This window comes from Thauera sp. ZXT1-4, from assembly GCF_052598215.2.
The window spans coordinates 114,684-129,854 of sequence record NZ_JBQWSN020000009.1; the positions used below are offsets into that span (position 1 = coordinate 114,684).

A 15,171-nucleotide genomic window follows, 5' to 3' on the forward strand; every position below is an offset into this window, starting at 1 on the left:
CCCTGTCACGGCAGGGTGCTGGCCTGCAGACTCTCCAGAATGGCAATCGTGCGCGCCGTCGCGCCTTGGTGCGTGGTGGCGAATGCCCGTCCGGCGGCCGCCATCGTCTCCCGCCGTGGCATATCCCCGAGCAGTGCCGCGGCCTGACGCATGCCTTCGTCTGCGTCCGAGGCGCGCAGCGCGGCACCGCTGCGCACGGCATCTTCGGCAACGGCCTGGAAGTTGAAGGTGTGCGGGCCGATTACCACCGGGGTGCCGGTCGCGCACGCCTCGATCAGGTTCTGACCGCCGAAGGGCAGCCAGCTGCCGCCGATCAGCGCGACGTCGGCAGCGGCATAGTAGGCGAACATCTCTCCCATCGAGTCTCCGAGCAGCACCCGTGTGCCTGCTGCGACGGCACCTTCTGCGCTGCGCCGCTGCAGCGCGACTCCACGGGCCGCGACCAGCGCCGCCACCTCGTCGAAGCGTTGCGGATGACGTGGCACCAGCAGTAGCAGCGCGTTGGCCGGCGCGTGCCGGAGGAAGGCCTCCAGCATGGGTGCTTCCTCGCCCTCGCGCGTGCTGGCGGCGAGCACGACCGGCCGTGTACCTGCGCGGGCGCGCAGGCGGTGCCCGCGTTCGAGCAGCGCATCGGGCGGGGTGATGTCGAACTTGATGTTGCCGGTGATGGTGACCTGTCGTGCGCCCAGCTGGCTCAGCCGGGCGGCGTCGGCCGCGGTCTGCGCGCCGACCGCGGCCAGCGCCTTCAGCGTCAGGCCGGTCAGAGCGGGGAGACGGGCATAGCGGCGGGCCGAGCGCTCGGACAGCCGGGCGTTCGCGAGCATCACCGGAATGCGGCGGCGCTGACAGGCTGCGAGCAGGTTGGGCCACAACTCGGTTTCCATGATCACGCCGAAGTTTGGACGGAAGTGGCGCAGGAAGGCATGCGCAAGAAAGCCGATGTCGTAGGGCAGGTAGGCGCACAGCACGCGCCGCTCGTCCCCGAATAGGCTGCGGCCGGTGTCGCGGCCGGTCGGTGTCATGTGGGTGAGCAGGATGCTGTGCTCAGGCCAGCGTGCGAGCAGCGCGCGCACGAGGGGTTCCGCGGCACGGGTTTCACCGACCGACACAGCATGCACCCAGATCACCTGGGCCGGTGCGCGCATTTGGTAGCATGCGAAGCGTTCGCCCAGATTGCGCAGGTAATCCGGCTGTCGCCGCGCACGCCATGCCAGGCGCAGCAGCACGAAGGGCAGGGCGAGCAACCACAGCAGGGTATAGGGCAGGCGCTTGAGCATCGGATCGGGAGAGGGCGCGACGCGCGCCAGTATACGCAAGCTGCGCAGTGGGCGCCCTGAACACGAAAGCGCCGCCTGTCCGAGATTTCATCTCCGGTTGGCAAGGCAGCGGCGCCGTTCAGGGCCCGGACGACTGCAATCTCGCTGCAATACGCTCACAGGATGCGTGCATGCGATAATCCCCGCCAACTTTCCCGTTGCGACGCCCATTCTCATGAAGATCCTCGTCACCGGTGCCGCCGGTTTCATCGGCATGCACACCACCCTGCGCCTTCTTGCCCGCGGCGATGAGGTCGTGGGACTCGACAATCTGAACGACTACTACGACCCCACGCTCAAGGAGGCGCGCCTGGCGAAGCTGCGGCCCCATGCCAGCTTCCGCTTCGTCAAGATGGATGTGGCTGACCGCCCCGGCATGGAAAAGCTCTTTGCCGAGGAGCGCTTCGATCGCGTGATTCATCTCGCGGCGCAGGCGGGGGTGCGCTATTCGCTGCAAAACCCGCACGCCTATGTGGACAGCAATCTGGTCGGCTTCATGAACATCCTGGAAGGGTGCCGGCATTCACGGGTGCTGCACCTGGTCTACGCGTCGAGCTCCAGCGTCTACGGCGGCAACACGAAGATGCCCTTCTCCGAACGCGACAGCGTCGACCATCCGGTCAGCATCTACGCAGCCACCAAGAAGGCCAACGAGCTGATGGCGCACACCTACAGTCATCTGTACGGCCTGCCCACCACCGGGCTGCGCTTCTTCACCGTGTATGGGCCCTGGGGTCGGCCGGACATGGCGCTTTTCCTGTTCACCAAGGCGATGCTCGAAGGCCGCCCGATCGACGTCTTCAACCACGGCCGCATGAGGCGCGACTTCACCTATGTGGACGACATCGTCGAGGGCGTCCTGCGCACGCTGGATCATGTTGCCGAGCCGGACCCGGCCTTCGACCCGATGCTGCCCGATCCCGGCACCGGCAGCGCGCCTTATCGCGTGTTCAACATCGGCAACCATGATCCGGTCGACCTGATGGAGTTCATCGCGGCGATCGAGGAGGCACTGGGGGTGACGGCGGAGAAGAACTTCCTGCCCCTGCAGGATGGAGATGTGCCCGCGACCTACGCCGACACCGCCGCGCTCAACGCCTGGACCGGCTTCGCGCCGGCGACCAGCGTGCGCGAGGGGGTGGGGCGGTTCGTGGCTTGGTACCGCGAGTACTATCGGGTCTGATCTGGGCGTGGGGGAGCCCCCCCCACACATCGGAACTCGATCCGCAGCTGGCCCCGGGCCGCTGCGACAGGAAAAGATGGCAACCTACGCAATCGGAGACATCCAGGGCTGCTACGCGCCACTCGAGCGCATGCTCAACCGGATCGCGTTCGATCCCGCCGGAGACCGGCTGTGGATCGTGGGCGACCTCGTCAACCGTGGGCCGGATTCGTTGCGCGTGCTGCGCCTGCTGCGCGATCTCGGCGATGCCGCAAGCATTGTGCTCGGCAATCACGACCTCTATCTGCTGATGGTCGATGCCGGCCTGAAGCGCAGCCTCGGGGACGACACCCTGTATCAGGTACTCGAAGCGCCCGACCGCGAAGAGCTCATCGACTGGCTTTCCTGCCTGCCGTTGCTGCGTGTGCAGGGCGAGTACGTGCTGGTGCACGCCGGTCTGTTGCCGGGGTGGACGGTGACGCGTGCCGAAGCCCTGGCAGGCGAGGTGTCGGCGGCGCTTGCGGGGAAGAGGGCAAAGGAATTTCTCCTCAATCTCGCGGGAAACCAGCCCGAGCGCTGGTCGGACGGCTTGCGCGGTTGGGATCGCCTGCGGGTGATCGTCAATGCGATGACGCGGCTGCGCTTCTGCTCTGCAGAGGGGCGCATGGATTTGCGTGCGAAGGGGGCGCCGCAGAAGGCGCCGCCAGGCATGATGCCGTGGTTCCGCGTGCCCGGGCGGGCAAGCCTGACACACACCATCGTGTGCGGCCATTGGTCGGCGCTCGGCTTTTATCGCGAGCCGGGTCTGATTGCGCTCGACTCGGGCTGTGTGTGGGGTGGCAAACTCACTGCCCTGCGCATCGAGGACGGCGCCGTGTTCCAGGTGCCTGGCTGATCCGGAAGCGCTGAGTAGCGAACTGGCGCGGGTTTGAAGGCGCCCCAAGGCGATTTGAAGGCGCTCGTGCGCGGCACTCCAGCGGCCTCAGTCGGGCAGTTCGACGCCGATCGCAGCGGCGATCTCACTGCGCGCGCGGACGGCAAGGACGCGGCGATCGGTACCGTCCGTGGTGGCGATCGGCTCGGCCACCGTGATGCGGGCGAGGGTCTTGCGCCGGGCGACGATGTTCGCCACACACGCACCGAGGCTCATCTCGCCGATATACGCTGGCGCGCTGCTGAAGCGGTCTTCGGGCGTGCGGTACTGCAGGGCCAGCGTCTGCACCGCATGGCCGCAGGCGATTGCCGGCTGCAGCAGCGCCGCATGGAAGTGCAGCAGCGTGCCGCCGTCCGTGGTCGTGCCTTCCGGGAAGATCGCCACGTTGTTGCCAGTGTCGAGTAGCGCCGCGGTTTCGGCATTGATGATGCGGGCGTGACCACGGCTGCCCCGGCGCAGGAAGATGGTGTCGTTGCGGGCGGCGAGCCAGCCGATCACCGGCCAGTCGCGCACTTCGGCCTTGGAAACGAAGGCTGCGGGCGCGAGTGCGTTGATCACGAAGATATCCACCCAGGAGATGTGGTTCGCGATCAGCATGCAGCCCGGGGCGATTGGGCTGCCACGATGCTCGAGGCGGATGCCGAGAACTTCCAGGATGCGTGCCGACCAGCACTGGCGCAGCGCTCTGCGTCGCGCTGCGCTGCAGAAGGGGTAACGCAGCGCGACGGTCGCCACGCCCCGGGCAAGGAGCAGAGCGAGGTGCGTATAGCGCCAGGCGCGAAGCAGGCGAGGTGTGGTGGCCTCCCGTCCGTTCGGGGAGGCTTCGCGGAGGTCTCGCGCATCCTCGCCCGAGCCCATGGCGCCGGGCGAGCGGGTAGGTGCTGTGCAGGCGTTCGTGGTCATCGCGGACGTGTGGTCGGGAGGAGATCGGAGTGGTGTCTTCAGTCCTTGCGTCCCATGAAGTGGCGCGCATAGCGCTCGTCGAACCGCCCGACGGGCATCAGGATGGGCAGGTCGGCGGTGTTGAAGTCAGGGTCCCAGGCCGGCGCGCCGCAGATCCAGGCGCCTGCACGCAGGTAGCCCTTGATGAGCGGGGGCGCGTCGACCTCGAGATCGCCACGCAGCTTGTCGAGCGGCAGCGGATTGCGCGGAAACACGTGGTATTCGAGTGGCGCCATATGCGCCTGGCCGAGCCGATTATACAGGCTGGCCGCGCGGTGGCCGCCGTCCCCCATGGCGATCGATGCGCAGCCGATGAGGTAGTCGTAGCCGTTCTCCAGCATGTAGCGGGCGAGTCCGGACCACAGCAGTGCGATCACGGCGCCGCTGCGATACTCCGCGTCGATGCACGAGCGCCCGATCTCGACCAGACGGCTGCGCAGATGCTGCAGGCGGGTCAGGTCGAATTCGTTCTCCGAATAGTAGCCGCCCACGCGCCGCGCCGCGGAGGGCGAGAGGATGCGGTAGGTGCCGACGATGCGTCCAGCCGCCTCGTCGCGCACGATGAGATGCTCGCAGAAGGGGTCGTAGATGTCGCGGTCGACGCCGGGTGTGCGGGTCGGCAGGCGTGCCCCCATCTCCTCAGAGAAGACTCGGTAGCGCAGCCGCTGGGCCTCGAGGATTTCGGTCTCGCAGCTTGCAAGGCTGACGTTCAGGCGTCGCGGCGCGCGCGCCGGGCTTTCCTGGCGGGGCTGGATGTGCTGGAGCATGGTGTCCTTCCGTCCTGTTCGGGTCGGACCATTCTCGAAAGCCTGTGTTGCGACGCGTTGACGTGCCCGTTACGATGGGGTGACGACCATGAACGACAAGGAGTTGCCTGGGCATGACAGTGAGCGATCACGACGAGAACTGTGTTTTCTGCCGCATCGTCCGCGGTGAGTTGCCTGCCGCGAAGGTGTACGAGGATGCGCATACGCTGGCGATCATGGATATCCAGTCGGTCAATCCGGGGCACATGCTTGTGCTCGTCAAGCCGCACCGGGCGAACGTCTATGCGCTCGACGATGAACTGGCTGGAGCGGTTTTTCGCACCGCCGCGCGCATGGCGCGCGTGGTCAAGCGTGCCACCGGCTGCCAGGGTGTGACCCTGCTCCAGGCCAACGAGAAGGCGGGTGCGCAGACCATGTTCCATTTCCACATCCATGTGCTCCCGCGCTGGGAGGGGGACGGCATGGAACTGGCCTGGCCGGTGAAGAATCCGCCGCGCGAGGCGCTGGAGGCGATGGCGGAGAAGCTCAGGACCGCACTCGCCGACGGAGACTGAGTGCGGCACGGCTGCGAGCTGGCTCCGCGCGGCTGCGTCGGCATGGGCTGTTCGCGTGGGAGCGCGGCAGGGGCGGGGCGGCAAGGGGCGGGCTGCGTATAATCGCGGTTTCGATCCTCTCGGCCCTCCCGCCCATGTCCATCCTCGTCTGTGGATCGGTCGCCTACGACTCGATCATGGTCTTTCATGACCGCTTCAAGAACCACATCCTCCCTGAGCAGATCCACATCCTGAACGTTTCCTTTCTGGTGCCCGACATGCGCAGGGAGTTCGGCGGCTGCGCAGGCAACATCGCCTACAACCTGAAGTTGCTGGGCAGCGATCCAAGAATTGTGGCGACCGTGGGTGAGGATGCCGGTCCTTACCGTGCGCGCATGCGTGCGCTTGGCCTGCGCGAGGACTTCGTGCGCGAGGTGCCGGGGACCTTCACGGCGCAGGCCTTCATCACCACCGATCTCGACGACAACCAGATCACTGCATTTCACCCGGGGGCGATGTTCCACTCCCACCTCAACGATGTTCGCGAGGCGAAGGGGGCGACCCTGGGCATCGTCTCGCCCGATGGCGCGGACGGCATGCTGCGCCACGCCGACGGATTCGCTGCGGCGGGCGTGCCCTTCGTGTTCGATCCCGGCCAGGCGCTTCCGATCCTCGGTAGCGAGGCGTTACTGAAATGCCTGCAACAGGCGCGCTACTGTACGGTCAATGACTACGAGGCCCGCCTGATGTGCGACAAGACCGGACGCAGCGAGGAGGAACTCGCGCGTGAGGTCGAGGCGCTGGTCGTGACCTTGGGTGCCGAAGGGTCGCGCCTGTACTGGAGGGGCGAGCGCCATGTCGTTCCCGCGGTGCAGGCCGATGCGGTCGTCGATCCCACCGGCTGCGGGGATGCCTATCGTGCAGGTCTGCTGCACGGCATTGCCAGCGGCTGGGACATGGTCAAGAGCGCGCGTCTGGCAGCAGTCATGGGGGCGATCAAGATCGCCCATCGCGGCGGACAGAATCATCAACCCACGCGGACGGAGATCGGTTCCCGCTTCCGCGCGGCCTTCGGGGAGGTGCTATGGTGAGTCGAAAGGGCATGAAGATGCAGGCGGCAGCCGGTGCGATGCTGGCGGTCCTGGTTCTCGGTGGTTGTGCGCAGGGGCTGGGGGGCGGGACGTATTCGCGCACGGAGGCACGGCGTGCCATGACCGTGCAGTTCGGTACGATCGAGTCCGTGCGCGCGGTGCAACTCGAAGGCACGAAGACGCCGGTGGGCTCGGTGGCGGGCGCTGCGGTCGGCGGCATCGCGGGCAGCACGATCGGCGGCGGCCGGGGACAGGCGGTAGCTACGGTGATCGGTGCGGTCGTGGGCGGTGTCGCGGGCGCGGCGGTTGAGGAAGGCGCGACGCGCACGCCGGGCGTGGAAGTGACGGTGCGCCTCGACAATGGGCAGTTTCTCGCTGTAGTGCAGGCCGATGAAGGCGAGCGCTTCCGGGCAGGTGAGCGGGTGCGCGTGTTGCGGGATGGCGGAACGACGCGGGTGTCGCGCTGACGCCTTCGTCCGCTTGATGGCGTCGTGGTCTTATCCGGCCGGGGCCTTGCGGGGCCCTGGCTGCGTTTACGCGCCGTTCAGGGGTAGAAGGCGTAGATGCGATAGCCGGTGGGGGCGATTCCGGTCGTTTCGAAGGGAATGCGCAGGTCGACCAGCCTGCGTGCGGCGAAGGCCGGCGCGCTGCGAGTCTCCGTCAGCCACTCCGCGGGCGCGAGCACGCGGCGTGAGATCGGGTTGTCGCCGGCATCGGTCAGCGTCAGTTCGAGATGGGGCCATTGCTGCGCGTACTGGGCGCGGTTGTTGAGCGTTGCGCGGAGCACGTAGTACCCGGGCTTTCCAGGCTCGGCTTGCAGGTCGGATGCCTCGATGGCGATCTGCTCTGCGTCGCGCGGGTAGGGAACGATGCAGCCGATGTGCGCGCAGGCCTGCTCCAGCACCGGGCGCAGGCCGGGAAGTTCGCGTGCGATGTCGGTCCGGTACAGGTAGACGGCCTGGGCGCCCAGGCCAATCGCCATCAGCAGCACCAGTACGCGGCCCAGGGCATTCGCCAGTGGGCTCCGGGCCTGCGTCGGTCGCCCGTAGGTGGCATCCAGGCGAGCGAGGTCGGGTTCTGCGGAATCCGGTTCGGATCGATCCGCTTCGCGCTGTGCCATCGACGCCGCCCGGACCGCAGTGGGGGGCTCGGGGGAAGCGGGGGCCTCGGAAGGCTCTGGTATGGCGATGGCTCGTGTGCTTGAGAAGGCCCCCGTGCTGTCCGCGGCCGTCGGGTGCTGGCTGCGGTCGAATGCAGGCAGCGGTGCTTCTGCCGGCGACGGTTGAGTGGACGGACGGCCGCGGAGGGCATCGTCGAGCGCTGCGTCCGAATCGTTGTTCGTGGCGCGCCGTACATGGCGCACTACCTCGGGGAAATGCGGCGCAGCCTGTTCCGTTCGGGCTGGTGGAGCGAGTTCGAACTCGGTCACAGGGGGCGCGAGGCCGGCTTCATCGAAGGGCGCTGGGGGCGGCGTGCCCTGCACCGCATCGAATGGGCTGCCCGGGATGTCGAAATCCAGTGTCGTCAGCGACACGGGCGCCGCTGGCGCGTCCTGTGAGGACTGCGCCTGAACCGGCGGGGGGGGCTGTCTGGCAGCAGCAGGAGCTTCCGCCCTTTTGGTTTCTGGGGGTGGCTCGAAGGCGTGTGCGCGCGCGTTGAAGGGATGGAAGCAGTGCCCGCAGCGGACTTCGCCGCCTCGTGCGTCCAGCTGTTCCGGGCGAAGCCGGAACACGGTCTGGCAGGCAGGGCAGCGCGTGAGCATCATGGCCCCGGGCGGTGCCCTTCCAGTCTCACCCAGCCCTCGAGCGTGGCGCCGGCCCGCAGGGTGATGAATGGCGCCCAGGCCTCGATGACCTGCTCGGCCTGGCTCTCCAGCACGCCGGACAGTGCGACCTGACCGCCCGGTGCGACGCGTGCCGCGATCGCCGGGGCGAGTACGCACAGCGGGTTGGTGAGGATGTTCGCCACGACGCACTCGAAGGTCTCGCCGGTGGGCTGTGCGGAGTGCTGCAGCCGCAGCCGCACCCGGTTGCGCTCGGCGTTGTCCCGCGCAGCCTCGACCGCCTTCTCGTCGATATCGATCCCGAGCACGTCGCCTGCGCCCAAGCGTGCCGCCGCGATGCCGAGGATGCCCGAGCCGCAGCCGTAGTCGAGTACGCTGCAGCCGGGCGTAACGGTGTCGCACAGCCATTCCAGGCACAGCCGGGTGGTGGGGTGCGAGCCGGTGCCGAAGGCCATGCCCGGGTCGAGCTCGATGTTGATTGCATCTGCGTCCGGCGCCTCATGCCACGAGGGCACGATCCACATGCGATCGGTGATGCGGATCGGGTCGAACTGGCTCTGGGTGAGCTGCACCCAGTTCTGTTCGGCCACGGTTTCGGTCGAGAACGGCGGCACGGCCGCGAAGCCCGCTGCGCTCGCCGCCTCGCCCAACATGGCGGCGAGCGTCTCGCCGCCGGTGTCGCCGTCGAACAGCGCGATCACCTTGCTGTGCGCCCACAGGCTGGTGGGCAGATGGCCGGGTTCGCCGAACTGCGGCGTCTCGGCCTCGGTCCCGGCGTCGGCATCCTCGATGGAGACGGACAGAGCGCCCGCCTCCATCAAGGCATCGGAGAGTGCTTCGGCCTTGTCGGCGTCGGCCTGCAGGGTGACCGAGATCCACATCGTGTGTCAGCCCTGGACTTCGTTGCGGTCGGCGAGCTTGTGCTCGAGGTAGTGGATGCTGGTGCCGCCCTCGACGAAGCGCGGGTCGAGCATCAGCGTCTGGTGCAGCGGGACGTTGGTCTTGATGCCCTCGACCATCATCTCCGACAGCGCGATGCGCATGCGCCGGATCGCCTGGTCACGCGTATCGCCGTAGGTGATCAGCTTGCCGATCATCGAGTCGTAGTGCGGCGGCACCGTGTAACCGTTATAGACGTGCGAGTCCACACGCACGCCGGGGCCGCCCGGGGTATGCCAGTTGGTGATGCGACCCGGCGAGGGCGTGAATTTGAACGGATCCTCGGCGTTGATGCGGCACTCGATGGCGTGTCCGCGGAACGCGATGTCGCGCTGGCGGAACCACAGCTTTTCGCCGGCAGCGATACGGATCTGCGCCTGCACGATGTCGATGCCGGTGATGAGTTCGGTGACCGGGTGCTCGACCTGCACGCGGGTGTTCATCTCGATGAAGTAGAACTCACCGTTCTCGAACAGGAACTCGAAGGTGCCGGCGCCACGGTAGCCGATCTTGCGGCAGGCTTCGGCGCAACGCTCGCCCACGGCGGCGATTGCCTTGCGGTCGATGCCCGGCGCGGGCGCCTCCTCGATGACCTTCTGGTGGCGGCGCTGCATCGAGCAGTCGCGTTCGCCTAGATACACGGCGTTGCCGTGCTGGTCGGCCAGTACCTGGATCTCGACATGGCGCGGGTTCTCGAGGAACTTCTCCATGTACACGACCGGGTTGTTGAACGCGGCCTGGGCTTCGGTGCGCGTGGTGGTCACCGCGTTGAGCAGGGCGGCTTCGGTGTGCACCACGCGCATGCCGCGGCCGCCGCCGCCGCCGGCCGCCTTGATGATGACCGGGTAGCCGATCGCGCGCGCGATCTTGACGATCTCTTTCGGGTCGTCGGGCAGGGCGCCGTCGGAGCCGGGTACGCAGGGCACGCCGGCGGCCTTCATCGCGTCCTTGGCTGAAACCTTGTCGCCCATCAGACGGATGGTCTCGGGGCGCGGCCCGATGAAGACGAAGCCGGACTGCTCGACGCGTTCGCCGAAGTCGGCGTTCTCGGACAGGAAGCCGTAGCCGGGGTGGATGGCCTCGGCGTCGGTCACCTCGGCAGCCGAGATGATGGCCGGCACATTCAGGTAGCTCTGCAGCGAGGGCGGTGGGCCGATGCACACCGACTCGTCGGCGAGACGGACGTACTTGGCGTCGGTGTCCGCCTCCGAGTGCACCGCCACGGTCTTGATGCCGAGCTCGCGGCATGCGCGCAGGATCCGCAGGGCGATCTCTCCGCGGTTGGCGATCAGGATCTTCTCGAACATCGTGCGCGCGCTCAGTCGATGACGAACAGGGGCTGGCCGTACTCGACCGGCTCGCCGTTCTCGACCAGGATGGCCTTGATGACGCCGGCCGCGTCAGCCTCGATTTCGTTCATCAGCTTCATCGCTTCGATGATGCACAGTCGGTCGCCTTCGGAGACCGACTGGCCGATCTCGACCAGGGGCTTGGCGCCTGGCGAACTGGCGCGATAGAAGGTGCCGACCATGGGTGACTTGACGATGTGGCCGCTGGGGAGCGCACTGCTGACGTGGGCGGCCGGCGCGTCACCCGCCACCAGCGCGGCCGGTGCGGGCGCCGAAGCGGGAAGCTGGGCGTAATAGGTGGTCGGTGCTGCCGGACTGTGCTTGGCGATACGGACTTTTTCCTCGCCTTCGGTGACCTCGAGTTCGGCGATGCCCGACTCCTGGACGAGGTCGATGAGTTTCTTCAGCTTGCGCAGATCCATGATGTTCTCCGGACGCGACCGTCAGTGAAGTGTGCTTGACGGCCTGGGGTGACTGGTATTCGCGGGCCCGTCGGTTTGCGGCGGGCCGGGGGCGTCGATGAGCCGACGCGGGGCGAAGCATGACGTGCCAAGACGGCGGCGTCGCCATCTGTCGCAGTGCGTGCCTGAGGGCGAGCCCTTCAACGCTGTGGGGGTGGCCGCATTTTTTGTTTTGCGTGCTTCATGCCTGCAAGTTTGACGCATTTCGCGGCATTTTGTCCACGTTGGGTGCCGGTTTGCGCAGGCTCATCAAGTGCGGCACGAGTTTTTTTGTGCGCGGATTGTGCGCCCGAGTCTCGTCCATCGCAAGCGATCCCGCGCGGTCGCACGTCCGCAACGGGGCGGGGCGACACACCGGAACGATGACGCACGAAGCGCGCGCAAGGGCGGATCAGAGGGGGGCGGGCGGCGTGTCCGCGGCGAGCCCATCCGTGAGCAGCGCCTCGACCTGGGCGAGCCGTGCGCGATCCTGGCCGCGGCGCGGGCTGCGCTCGGCAGACGAGGGGTAGATGGAGACCTTCACCGGCACCTCTCCCCAATCGAAGCTCAGCACGGCCTCGGGTGCATGCGGTGCGGGCCGTCTCGGCTCGCGGTGTTCGTAGGGGAAGTCCTGGTTGAGGAAGAAGATCTCCACGTCCTTCGTGCTTTCCGGAAAGATCTCGATCTCCAGTTCGGAGTAGCGCCCCGCGGTGCCGTCGAGTGCGCCGCCGGTCAGATAGGGGCGGAAGTCCGCAAGCAGGCGCATCACTTCGACGGCGGCGCTGCGCATCTCGAACAGGCGCTCGGGCTGCTCCTCGTCCTGGTAGAGCGCCAGCCATGCGCGCAGTTCGGCTTCGACCTCGCTGTTGTTGGGGAGCGCGTCCAGGTCGGTCGCGCCCAACTGCTTGGCGGCCTTGCGTTTGGCGAAGCCGAAGTCGCTGATGCCGTCTTCGGCCATCATGCGCGCGGCCAGCGCGGCGATCTCGCGCCGCAGGCCGCCACTGCGTAGGGATTGGGCGTGTGAGGGCATGGTCGGGCTCGGGTAGAATGCGCGTCCATTGTACACGGGCGGATTGCAGCTTCATGACCGCCCCGTGTCGCGCGGCGCCGACCTCCTCGCAACGCCTCGCAACCCTTCCGGCGCGCTCTTGCGGCGCGCTCGCGGCATCCTCGGAGCGACTTCGCCATGCATCTCCACATCCTCGGTATCTGCGGCACCTTCATGGGCGGCGTCGCGCTGCTGGCGCGTGCGGCCGGCCACAAGGTCACTGGATGCGACGCCAATGTATACCCGCCCATGAGCACCCAGCTCGAGGCGCAGGGTATCACCCTGATCGAAGGCTACGATGCCGCCCAGGTCGATCTGGCGGCCGATGTATTCGTCGTGGGCAATGCCGTCTCGCGCGGCAATCCCTTGCTCGAGGCGATCCTCGACCGCGGCCTGCCCTACGTCTCCGGCCCGCAATGGCTGGCCGAGCATGTGCTCGCCGGACGCTGGGTGCTGGCGGTGGCCGGAACCCACGGCAAGACGACCACCACCTCGCTGCTGGCCTGGATGCTTGAGGATGCGGGGCTGAACCCGGGCTTTCTCGTGGGCGGCGTGCCGCAGAATTTTGGCGTGTCGGCGCGCCTCACGGAATCGCCCTTCTTCGTCATCGAGGCGGACGAGTACGACACTGCCTTCTGCGACAAGCGCTCGAAGTTCGTGCATTACCGGCCGCGCACCGCGATCCTGAACAATCTCGAGTTCGACCATGCCGATATTTTCGCCGACCTGGCGGCTATCGAGACCCAGTTCCATCATCTGGTGCGGACCATTCCCGCCTCCGGTCGCATCGTGGCGAATGCGCGTGAGGACAGCCTGAAGCGTGTGATCGGGCGCGGTTGCTGGTCGGAGCTGGAGTGGTTCAACGACCCCGCGCAGTGGACCGCGCACGCGGGGGCGTGTGATGCCGAGGCAGTGTTCGCGCTCGCCGGGACGGAGCAGGGACGGGCGGAACTGCCGCTGGCCGGCAGCCATAACCGCGAGAACGCCCTGGCCGCGGTCGCTGCGGCGCGTCATGTGGGGGTCGCCCCGGCCCAGGCGATCGCCAGCCTCGCGCGCTTCGCGGGCATCCGACGCAGGCTGGAACTGCGCGGAACGGTGGTGGGCGTGCGCGTGTACGACGACTTCGCGCATCACCCGACGGCGATCGCGCTGACGGTGGAGGGTTTGCGCCGCCGCGAGCCCGGGGGACGTATCCTCGCCGTGCTGGAGCCGCGCTCCAATACCATGAAGATGGGCACCATGAAGGCGCAGCTTCCCGCCAGCCTCGAGGCGGCCGACGCGGTGTTCTGCTACGCCCAAGGGCTGGACTGGGACGTTGCGGCCGCACTCGAGCCGCTGGGGGAGCGGGCACGGACGTATGTGGCGCTCGAACGCCTGGTGGACGACGTGGTCGCTGCCGCCCGGGGCGGAGACCACGTGCTGGTGATGAGCAACGGCGGCTTCGGCGGGGTGCATCAGAAACTGCTGGATGCGCTCGCCGCGCGCGCGCCGAACGCAGCCGCCTGAGCCCTGCGGCCGGGAGGCCGCCGGCTGCTGCCGCCCGGCCAGCGCCCTGCGTGGGCGCGGCCGGAGGTGCCGCTCAGCGCTTCGCGTTGGTGGGGTTGTCGCGGCGGCGGGCTTCTTCTTCGCTGATGTACTCGAACACGCGCACGACCTTGCGTACCCCCTTGCTGGTGCGGGCGATCTCTGCGGCCGCATCGGCCTCGGCGCGGGTGACGATGCCGAGCAGGAACACGACGTTCGCCTCGGTCACGACCTTCACGCTGTGCGCCGAGAAGCGCTGTGCATCCACGAAGCGGGCCTTGACGTTGGAGGTGATCAGGGTGTCGTTGGCCCGCGCGGAGAGCGTGGAATTCGGACCAACCACGACTTCGTTGACGACGCCGCGTACGTTCTCGACCGCGGCCACGACTTCATTGAGCTGCGCGCGCATGTTCTCGCTCGGCGCCTCGCCGGTGAGCAGCACGTTGCGGTTGTACGAGGTCACGTTCACGTGTGCCATGTCGCCGAGTCGCTCGCGGATGCGCGCAGACACCTTCCACTCGATGCCTTCGTCCTCGACGTAGGTGCCGCTCGTGCGCCGATCGGCAACCATGGCGGCGCCGGCGCCGACGCCGGTGGCGACCACTGGGAAGCAGCCCTGGAGCAGCGGCAGGGCCGCAACGCCAAGGGCGAGAAGGATCCGGCGCCGGCCGATGTGCGGCGTGTCCTTGTCGAGGGTGGGCTGCGGGGTGAGGGATGTATTCATCAGTCTTCTTCTCCGAGTAAGACACAGTCGATACCGTCGCACAGGCAGTGCAGAATGAGCAAGTGCAGTTCCTGGATGCGCGCGGTGCGTGTGGCGGGTACGTCGAGCAGGATGTCGGCAGGGGTCAGGATTTCTGCGATCGCCGTGGCCTGGGCCCCGGTGAGTGCGATGACGCGCATGTCGCGTTCGTGTGCGGCCTGGATGGCGCCGAGGACGCGCGCGCTGTCGCCGCTGTGCGATAGCGCAACGAGCAGGTCGCCCGGGTGGCCGAAGGCAGCAATCTGGCGCTCGAAGAGCGCCTGCGGGTCGATCCCGGCGGTACCGGGCGCGAGGGTGGACGCGTCCGCGCTGAGCGCCATCGCCGCGAGCGCCGGGCGCTCGAGCTCGAATCCGTTGACGAGGTGCGCGGCGAAGCGGCGTGCGTCGCCTGCCGAGCCGCTGCCGCCGCAGACCATCACCTTGCCGTTCTCGAGCAGACAGGCGGTGATCAGCTCAACCGCGCCGGCGATCGGCGCCGCAAGCAGCTCGAGCGCCTCGAGCGTGCTGCGCATGTTGTCTTCGAACTGATGCGAGATGCGGTCGATGAGGTTCATGCCCATGGCCTTGCGTACAGGGCGAC

General features: G+C 67.6%; 16 protein-coding genes. 6 read left to right on the forward strand and 10 right to left on the reverse strand.

The window, feature by feature from the left end:
- Positions 1 to 5 precede the first annotated feature (5 nt).
- Entirely contained in the window at positions 6 to 1,277 is a 1,272-nt protein-coding gene (gene waaA, locus ACUH78_RS09415) for a lipid IV(A) 3-deoxy-D-manno-octulosonic acid transferase (RefSeq protein WP_418364272.1), read from the reverse strand.
- 214 nt (positions 1,278 to 1,491) lie between these two features.
- On the opposite strand from waaA, the gene ACUH78_RS09420 reads away from it, so the two are divergent.
- On the forward strand, positions 1,492 to 2,499 hold the full coding sequence (locus tag ACUH78_RS09420; protein WP_445333313.1) for an NAD-dependent epimerase: 1,008 nt from the start codon (positions 1,492 to 1,494) through the stop codon (positions 2,497 to 2,499).
- Positions 2,500 to 2,575: 76 nt separating this feature from the next.
- Positions 2,576 to 3,373: a symmetrical bis(5'-nucleosyl)-tetraphosphatase gene (locus ACUH78_RS09425; RefSeq protein WP_445333314.1), complete on the forward strand. Its 798-nt coding sequence runs from the start codon at positions 2,576 to 2,578 to the stop codon at positions 3,371 to 3,373.
- A gap of 87 nt (positions 3,374 to 3,460) precedes the next feature.
- Here the strand turns inward: ACUH78_RS09425 and ACUH78_RS09430 are convergent, their stop codons facing one another.
- Positions 3,461 to 4,315 (reverse strand): lysophospholipid acyltransferase family protein, encoded by an 855-nt coding sequence (locus tag ACUH78_RS09430; RefSeq protein WP_445333315.1) that lies wholly within the window; start codon positions 4,313 to 4,315, stop codon positions 3,461 to 3,463.
- Between the two features lie 38 nt (positions 4,316 to 4,353).
- The gene (locus ACUH78_RS09435) at positions 4,354 to 5,121 is read right to left on the reverse strand and encodes a GNAT family N-acetyltransferase (RefSeq protein WP_418364268.1); all 768 of its coding nucleotides are present in this window, start codon (positions 5,119 to 5,121) and stop codon (positions 4,354 to 4,356) included.
- A 113-nt stretch (positions 5,122 to 5,234) separates the two neighbouring features.
- Here ACUH78_RS09435 and ACUH78_RS09440 point away from each other — a divergent pair, with 113 nt between their 5' ends.
- From ACUH78_RS09440 to ACUH78_RS09450, 3 genes are all read left to right on the forward strand, one after another.
- A complete protein-coding gene (locus tag ACUH78_RS09440) occupies positions 5,235 to 5,675 on the forward strand; it encodes an HIT family protein (protein ID WP_445333316.1) in 441 nt (146 codons plus the stop codon).
- 134 nt (positions 5,676 to 5,809) lie between these two features.
- Positions 5,810 to 6,745: a carbohydrate kinase family protein gene (locus tag ACUH78_RS09445; RefSeq protein ID WP_445333317.1), complete on the forward strand. Its 936-nt coding sequence runs from the start codon at positions 5,810 to 5,812 to the stop codon at positions 6,743 to 6,745.
- The gene (locus tag ACUH78_RS09450) at positions 6,739 to 7,212 is read left to right on the forward strand and encodes an outer membrane lipoprotein (RefSeq protein WP_445333318.1); all 474 of its coding nucleotides are present in this window, start codon (positions 6,739 to 6,741) and stop codon (positions 7,210 to 7,212) included. Before ACUH78_RS09445 ends, ACUH78_RS09450 begins: the two co-directional genes overlap by 7 nt.
- A gap of 77 nt (positions 7,213 to 7,289) precedes the next feature.
- Here the strand turns inward: ACUH78_RS09450 and ACUH78_RS09455 are convergent, their stop codons facing one another.
- From ACUH78_RS09455 to ACUH78_RS09475, 5 genes are all read right to left on the reverse strand, one after another.
- Positions 7,290 to 8,510 (reverse strand): DUF3426 domain-containing protein, encoded by a 1,221-nt coding sequence (locus ACUH78_RS09455; RefSeq protein WP_445333319.1) that lies wholly within the window; start codon positions 8,508 to 8,510, stop codon positions 7,290 to 7,292.
- Positions 8,507 to 9,409 carry a 50S ribosomal protein L11 methyltransferase gene (prmA, locus tag ACUH78_RS09460; protein ID WP_445333320.1) on the reverse strand — a complete coding sequence of 301 codons (903 nt, stop codon included), beginning with the start codon at positions 9,407 to 9,409 and terminating at the stop codon, positions 8,507 to 8,509. The genes ACUH78_RS09455 and prmA overlap by 4 nt, the downstream gene beginning before the upstream one ends.
- Positions 9,410 to 9,415: 6 nt before the next feature.
- Complete coding sequence (gene accC / locus ACUH78_RS09465) at positions 9,416 to 10,774, reverse strand: acetyl-CoA carboxylase biotin carboxylase subunit (protein ID WP_435750278.1); 1,359 nt, start codon at positions 10,772 to 10,774, stop codon at positions 9,416 to 9,418.
- A gap of 11 nt (positions 10,775 to 10,785) precedes the next feature.
- Positions 10,786 to 11,238 (reverse strand): acetyl-CoA carboxylase biotin carboxyl carrier protein, encoded by a 453-nt coding sequence (gene accB / locus ACUH78_RS09470; protein WP_435750279.1) that lies wholly within the window; start codon positions 11,236 to 11,238, stop codon positions 10,786 to 10,788.
- A 430-nt stretch (positions 11,239 to 11,668) separates the two neighbouring features.
- Entirely contained in the window at positions 11,669 to 12,286 is a 618-nt protein-coding gene (locus tag ACUH78_RS09475) for a hypothetical protein (RefSeq protein ID WP_445333321.1), read from the reverse strand.
- A 156-nt stretch (positions 12,287 to 12,442) separates the two neighbouring features.
- Between ACUH78_RS09475 and mpl the strand changes: the two genes are divergently transcribed.
- Complete coding sequence (gene mpl, locus ACUH78_RS09480; protein ID WP_445333322.1) at positions 12,443 to 13,810, forward strand: UDP-N-acetylmuramate:L-alanyl-gamma-D-glutamyl-meso-diaminopimelate ligase; 1,368 nt, start codon at positions 12,443 to 12,445, stop codon at positions 13,808 to 13,810.
- A 73-nt stretch (positions 13,811 to 13,883) separates the two neighbouring features.
- Here mpl and ACUH78_RS09485 read toward each other — a convergent pair whose 3' ends face one another.
- Complete coding sequence (locus tag ACUH78_RS09485) at positions 13,884 to 14,552, reverse strand: BON domain-containing protein (protein ID WP_445333323.1); 669 nt, start codon at positions 14,550 to 14,552, stop codon at positions 13,884 to 13,886.
- Positions 14,552 to 15,145, reverse strand: coding sequence for an SIS domain-containing protein (locus ACUH78_RS09490; RefSeq protein ID WP_445333324.1), 594 nt, complete (start codon positions 15,143 to 15,145; stop codon positions 14,552 to 14,554). Before ACUH78_RS09490 ends, ACUH78_RS09485 begins: the two co-directional genes overlap by 1 nt.
- Positions 15,146 to 15,171 lie beyond the last annotated feature (26 nt).

Excerpts from the sequence above, each read along its gene's own strand:
- accB (WP_435750279.1), bottom strand. The coding sequence starts at position 11,238 with ATGGATCTGCGCAAGCTGAAGAAACTCATCGACCTCGTCCAGGAGTCG.
- prmA (WP_445333320.1), bottom strand. The coding sequence starts at position 9,409 with ATGTGGATCTCGGTCACCCTGCAGGCCGACGCCGACAAGGCCGAAGCA.
- accC (WP_435750278.1), bottom strand. The coding sequence starts at position 10,774 with ATGTTCGAGAAGATCCTGATCGCCAACCGCGGAGAGATCGCCCTGCGG.
- ACUH78_RS09440 (WP_445333316.1), top strand. The coding sequence starts at position 5,235 with ATGACAGTGAGCGATCACGACGAGAACTGTGTTTTCTGCCGCATCGTC.
- ACUH78_RS09450 (WP_445333318.1), top strand. The coding sequence starts at position 6,739 with ATGGTGAGTCGAAAGGGCATGAAGATGCAGGCGGCAGCCGGTGCGATG.
- ACUH78_RS09485 (WP_445333323.1), bottom strand. The coding sequence starts at position 14,552 with ATGAATACATCCCTCACCCCGCAGCCCACCCTCGACAAGGACACGCCG.
- waaA (WP_418364272.1), bottom strand. The coding sequence starts at position 1,277 with ATGCTCAAGCGCCTGCCCTATACCCTGCTGTGGTTGCTCGCCCTGCCC.
- ACUH78_RS09490 (WP_445333324.1), bottom strand. The coding sequence starts at position 15,145 with ATGAACCTCATCGACCGCATCTCGCATCAGTTCGAAGACAACATGCGC.
- ACUH78_RS09455 (WP_445333319.1), bottom strand. The coding sequence starts at position 8,510 with ATGATGCTCACGCGCTGCCCTGCCTGCCAGACCGTGTTCCGGCTTCGC.
- ACUH78_RS09435 (WP_418364268.1), bottom strand. The coding sequence starts at position 5,121 with ATGCTCCAGCACATCCAGCCCCGCCAGGAAAGCCCGGCGCGCGCGCCG.
- ACUH78_RS09445 (WP_445333317.1), top strand. The coding sequence starts at position 5,810 with ATGTCCATCCTCGTCTGTGGATCGGTCGCCTACGACTCGATCATGGTC.
- ACUH78_RS09420 (WP_445333313.1), top strand. The coding sequence starts at position 1,492 with ATGAAGATCCTCGTCACCGGTGCCGCCGGTTTCATCGGCATGCACACC.
- ACUH78_RS09430 (WP_445333315.1), bottom strand. The coding sequence starts at position 4,315 with ATGACCACGAACGCCTGCACAGCACCTACCCGCTCGCCCGGCGCCATG.
- ACUH78_RS09475 (WP_445333321.1), bottom strand. The coding sequence starts at position 12,286 with ATGCCCTCACACGCCCAATCCCTACGCAGTGGCGGCCTGCGGCGCGAG.
- ACUH78_RS09425 (WP_445333314.1), top strand. The coding sequence starts at position 2,576 with ATGGCAACCTACGCAATCGGAGACATCCAGGGCTGCTACGCGCCACTC.
- mpl (WP_445333322.1), top strand. The coding sequence starts at position 12,443 with ATGCATCTCCACATCCTCGGTATCTGCGGCACCTTCATGGGCGGCGTC.